Consider the following 5,425-nt stretch of genomic DNA (forward strand, 5'->3'; position numbering starts at 1 on the left):
TCGGCTGGTGGCTTGGCCGCCGTGAACGGCGGGGCTCCCGCGATGACGAAGCGCCGGCGTCACTGTCACGGGATTACTTCGTTGGCCTGAATTACCTGCTCAACGAGGAGCCGGATCGCGCCATCGAGACGTTTGTCGGTGCACTCGAAGTCAACAGCGAAACGATCGATACCCATATCACCCTGGGCAACCTGTTCCGCACCCGGGGCGAAGCCGATCGTGCCGTCAAGATACACCAGAATCTGCTGGCCAGACCCACGCTCACGGCCGCACAGAGCGATCAGGTCCAGCTCGAGCTGGCCCGCGACTTTCTCAACCTGGGCCTGCTCGACCGGGCCGAACGCCTGCTGCAGCAGCTGATTCGAGAATCCAGTCGCGACGAGGTTCGCCATGCTGCCAAACGCCTGCTGGCCGACCTCTTCGATCGCGAGGGCGAGTGGCAGGCCGCCTTCGACGTGGCGCATCCCACACTGACCCGCCAGCATGACGATATCCGTCGCGCCGCCGCCCACTGGCTCTGCGAGCTGGCCGACCAGGAGCGCCACTCCGCCAGCCCCGGCCTGGCCCGTAAGCATTTGCGACAGGCACTCTCGGTCGACGCAAGATGCGTTCGTGCCAATCTGCTGCTGGCGGCCATGGCTCAGGATACCGGCCAGTACCGGGACGCCATTCGTTTCCTGATGCGCATTCCCGATCAGGATCTGGATTTCATTCCCACGGTACTGGAACCCCTGCACCACGCCTATCAGATGCTGGGTGACGAAGAAGGGCTGGTTGCCCGGCTGGAAGGCCTGCTGGAGCGTGCCCACTTCACCAGCCTGATCATCAGGCTGGCCGAGACACTGAGAAGACGCCAGGGCAACCAGGCCGCCATCGACCTGGTCAGCGAACGGCTCAACCAGTCGCCGAGCCTCGGTGGACTCGACTATCTGCTCGATCTCTACCAGCACCAGCAGCATGAGCGGGGCGCACCCGATAGCCGTATCCAACTGCTCAAGCAGCACACCCACACCCTGCTGCTGGCACGACCGCGCCACCGCTGCGGTCGCTGTGGCTTCGCCGGCGAACCGCTGCATTGGCAGTGCCCACGCTGCCGCAGCTGGGGGACGACCCGACCGATTACAGGCATCGAGGGAGAGTGATCCGACAGCCTGGGATCAGGCCAACAGCTCCTGCTCGATGGCTTCCAGTGCTGCCATGGGATCGTCCGCCCGGCTCACGGGCCGACCTATGACCAAGTGAGTGCTGCCTGCCGCCATGGCCTCGCGCGGCGTCATGATTCGACGTTGATCATCCGCTGTGGCGAAGCTCGGCCGAATGCCGGGCGTGACCTTGAGGAAGCTGTCGCCACAGAGCTCGCGCAACCGAGCCGACTCCTGAGCCGAGCAGACCACGCCGTCCATGCCGCTATCCATGGCCAGCCGCGCCAGTCGCTCGACCTGTTCCACAGGCGCCCCCGTGACGCCCACCTCCTGTAGATCCGCCGTTTCCATGCTGGTCAATACCGTGACCGCAATCAGATGCGTGGCCAGCCCATGACGCTCGAGTCGCTCCCGGGCGGCCTCCATCATTCGCCGCCCGCCCCCGGCATGGACATTGACCATCCAGACCCCCTGCTCGGCAGCCGCCTGAACGGCACCTGCCACGGTATTGGGAATATCGTGGAACTTGAGATCCAGAAAGACCTGGAAGCCTCGCCCATGCAGTGCCTCGACCACATCCGGGCCACTACGGGTAAACAGCTCCTTGCCCACCTTGACCCGACAGCGAGTCGGGTCGAGCCGGTCAGCCAGGCAAAGGGCGGCATCAAGGGAAGGTTGATCCAGGGCGATGATCAGCGGCGAATCACTAGACACGATGAGGGCTCCAGTCGGCATCTTGGTCGGTTGCAGGGAGTATATCAGCCCTTCGACTAACCGTTCCCCATCGCCTGGGCTATGCTCAAGGCCAAGGAGAAAAAAGACACAGCAGCAGGGCCGGCGGCCTTACCCCAGCCCTTGCCTGCTGGACCGGGAGGAAACCATGACCAGCAACCCTCGAATCGGCCCCATCAACCTACCCGATAACCGTGCCCGGCGAGTCCTCGAATCGCTGCTGGAAGGCTCCGACATCACCTTGAACGGCGATGCTCCGTGGGACCCGAAGATCTATCATCCCGACTTCTGCTCCAGAATACTCCGACAGGGCTCGCTGGGCCTTGGCGAGTCCTACATGGATGGCTGGTGGGAGTGTGAGCGCCTCGACAAACTGGCCCAGCGCCTGCTACAGCACGGTCTCGGTGAGCGTGCCCGGCCACCCTCTGACCGACTGATGTATCGCCTCCAGGCCGGTCTGATCAATCTTCAAAGCAAGGCGCGAGCCTACATGGTCGGAGAAGCCCACTACGACCTGGGCAACGACCTCTTCGAAAGCATCCTCGACCCCACCATGTGCTACTCCTGTGGCTACTGGAAGGAAGCCGAAACCCTGCACGAAGCACAGCTGGCCAAACTGGAGCTCGCCTGTCGCAAGCTCGAACTGCAACCCGGCATGCGGGTACTCGACATCGGCTGTGGCTGGGGAAGCTTTGCCAAGCATGCCGCCAAGCACTACGGCGTCTCCGTCACCGGGATCACCATTTCCCGGGAACAGGCTGACTTGGCTCAGCAGTGCTGCTCGGGTCTACCTGTCGAGATTCATCTCGCGGATTACCGCGATATCCAGGGATGCTATGACCGCATCGTTTCCATCGGCATGTTTGAGCACGTGGGGCACAGAAACTATCGCGCCTACTTCGAAACCGTCACGAGGGTGCTGGCGGATGGTGGACTCTTCCTGCTCCATACCATTGGCTCGAACAGCTCCTATATCACCGTCGACCCCTGGATCGATCGCTATATCTTCCCCAATGGCGTCCTTCCCTCTGCCAGGCAGGTGGCAGATGCCAGCGAAGACCTGCTGCTGATGGAGGACTGGCAGAATTTCGGGCCCGACTACGATACGACGCTGATGGCCTGGCTCCAGAACCTCGAGCACCACTGGCCAGAGCTTGCCGAGCGCTACAGCGAACGCACGCACCGCATGTTCCGTTACTATCTTTCTGTTTGCGCTGGTGCATTCCGCGCCAGGGATCTCCAGCTATGGCAAGTCGTCTTCTCCCACAACCGTGCCTCTCGCTATGACGCTCCACGATGAGCCAGGCTGCGAATGAATATACCTACAACCACTGTCGGCAATTTCCTACAACAACAGCCAGATGTTTTACGCTCAGTTACAATGTATATTAGCGACTCGCCAATGAATCGGCCGGTGATGACGGTACTGCCCACGCATCGGATCTCGTCTCGCATTGAGCCGCACTAGACATGACAAAAGCGACAGGCCTGCACGCAGCAGGGACTAAAGGACGCCCGCATGACCGAAGAGAACGCCATGACGGGTGGGGGGCTGGAGATGCCTGGCAAGGTTCGTGAGTTTACCGAACGGCTGCCCGGCATCATCTTCCAGTTTCATCGTGGCCTGGATGGCCACATGCACTTCCCCTACCTGGCCGGAAGCGGCACCGGCCTACCTGGCATCGACCGTGATGCAATGAGCCAGGACGCACGACACATGCTCGACCGGCTCGATGACGACGACTATCCGAAGCTGATGGCCGCCATCGAACGATCGGCTCGCTGGCGCGTGCCCATCGCGACGAAATTCCGCATCCGACTGGCCCCTGGCCGCCCCCGTTGGGTTGCGCTGCGCGCGCAGCCGGAGGATGCCCGGACGGGCGTACTCTGGCATGGCCTGATGATCGATATCACCGAGCAGATGGCGGAGGAGGCCCGACTGCGTCGGCTATCGGATACCGATGACCTCACCGGCCTGGCCAACCGCCGCAAGCTGATGGCAACACTCGACCAGGAGATATCGAGATGCAACCGGCATGGCTCACCCCTGTCACTGATGCTGATCGATCTCGACCACTTCAAGCGCGTCAACGACACCTGGGGACACCTCCAGGGCGATCAGGTGCTGGTGGAACTGGCCCGCCTCTGCCGAGCGGTATTGCGCGAGGAAGACACCATCGCTCGACTCGGTGGCGAGGAGTTCGCCGTGATCCTGCCGGCCACTCCACTCGTCCGTAGCCGCCCCCTTGCCAAGCGGCTTCAACAGCGTATTGGCGAACACGCCTTTGGCATCGAGCCCGGACAGGTCACCGCAAGCATTGGCCTGGCCGAATACCGGCCAGGCGAGCCTCGGGACGTCCTCATCGAACGTGCCGATCGCTGCCTGTATGCGGCCAAGCATCAGGGCCGCAACCGTGTCGTGAGCTGACGCCGGCCTCAACGTACCTTCCCACGCCGCTGGAGATAACGCATCAGGCCATGCACCGGTAGATACAGCACCAGTGGCCATCCCAGCATCAATATTGCCAGGTAGGCAAACGGAGCAAGCATCTCCTGCTGCATGCCGAAGGGGCCATGGACCCAGTTGATGTTTCGCTCGGCATCGGTGAACACGTAGGTCAGTGGAATCACCAGCCAGGTGAGCAGCGTCTGCCACACCAGGGCACGGCTTTCGTATCCGAGCCGAAGAACGGCAAGGCCCGCCACGAAGGGCAGCACCAGATGGTAGAGCGACAGCACGCGCGCCAACGGGGGGTGCTCCGGGTCGAACATATACTCGGTGCCGCCGATCGGATGGAACCCGGTCAGCCAGGCTACCCCTACGTCAAACCCCCAGAAGAGCCCGACCAACAGCACGGCCAGCCACTGCATGGAGAGCAGCAGCCGGTTCTCCGTCCATAGTCCGGTCAGGATCAGGAAACTGGCCAGGTTGCATAGCCAGAAGTAGTTCTGGGCACCCAGCATGACGGCATAGGCCGGCGCCCAGAACAGGATCCAGACCGAAAAGAGGAGTTTGAGCCAGAGTGGCAGTTGGTCAGCGAGACGGGGCATGGCGCACTCCCTTGAAGCATGCACTCCCAGCATAGACCTTCAAGCCAGGCGCCCTGATTGATTGACAGGGTATCCGTACCGCCCGAAAGTGATAGACGTCCCCGACACTTCCCCAGGAGGATGCCATGACCCGGCTCTCTCGGCAGCCTTGCGAGGCCTGCCGTCGCAATGCACCAACCGTCAGTGACGCAGAGATACTATTGTTCAAGCCGGAGGTTCCCGAGTGGCAGATCCTCGAGCGCAATGGCATCATGCAGCTTGAGCGGGTCTTTACCTTCTCCGACTTTCGGCAGGCGCTGGCCTTTACCAACCGTGTCGGCGAGATCGCCGAGGCGGCCGGTCACCACCCGGCCCTGCTGACCGAATGGGGAAAGGTTACCGTGACCTGGTGGTCACACAAGATTCAAGGCCTGCACCGCAACGACTTCATACTTGCCGCCAGAACCGACGAGGTAGCGAATTAAATGTTCGAACATATTGAGCGGGTCCCGGGGATGCCA

6 protein-coding genes are annotated in these 5,425 nt (G+C 62.0%); 4 read left to right on the forward strand and 2 right to left on the reverse strand.

Features of this window, described 5'->3' with window-relative positions; genetic code table 11:
• A partial coding sequence (gene lapB, locus Q427_RS12310; RefSeq protein WP_051496323.1) for a lipopolysaccharide assembly protein LapB occupies positions 1–1,142 on the forward strand: 1,142 nt, incomplete at its 5' end.
• 15 nt (positions 1,143–1,157) lie between these two features.
• On the opposite strand, the gene pyrF is transcribed toward lapB, so the two are convergent.
• A complete protein-coding gene (gene pyrF / locus Q427_RS12315) occupies positions 1,158–1,856 on the reverse strand; it encodes an orotidine-5'-phosphate decarboxylase (protein WP_043514245.1) in 699 nt (232 codons plus the stop codon).
• 166 nt (positions 1,857–2,022) lie between these two features.
• Here pyrF and cfa point away from each other — a divergent pair, with 166 nt between their 5' ends.
• Together cfa and Q427_RS12325 are read left to right on the forward strand one after the other, a co-directional pair.
• Positions 2,023–3,174, forward strand: a complete 1,152-nt coding sequence (gene cfa / locus Q427_RS12320; RefSeq protein WP_043514247.1) for a cyclopropane fatty acyl phospholipid synthase — start codon at positions 2,023–2,025, stop codon at positions 3,172–3,174.
• 219 nt (positions 3,175–3,393) lie between these two features.
• Positions 3,394–4,302 (forward strand): GGDEF domain-containing protein, encoded by a 909-nt coding sequence (locus Q427_RS12325; protein ID WP_043514248.1) that lies wholly within the window; start codon positions 3,394–3,396, stop codon positions 4,300–4,302.
• An 8-nt stretch (positions 4,303–4,310) separates the two neighbouring features.
• On the opposite strand, the gene Q427_RS12330 is transcribed toward Q427_RS12325, so the two are convergent.
• On the reverse strand, positions 4,311–4,925 hold the full coding sequence (locus Q427_RS12330; RefSeq protein WP_043514250.1) for a hypothetical protein: 615 nt from the start codon (positions 4,923–4,925) through the stop codon (positions 4,311–4,313).
• 125 nt (positions 4,926–5,050) lie between these two features.
• Between Q427_RS12330 and Q427_RS12335 the strand changes: the two genes are divergently transcribed.
• Positions 5,051–5,389, forward strand: a complete 339-nt coding sequence (locus tag Q427_RS12335) for a 4a-hydroxytetrahydrobiopterin dehydratase (RefSeq protein WP_043514252.1) — start codon at positions 5,051–5,053, stop codon at positions 5,387–5,389.
• The last annotated feature ends 36 nt before the right edge of the window (positions 5,390–5,425 follow it).

It is taken from the genome of Halomonas sp. BC04 (assembly GCF_000568385.1).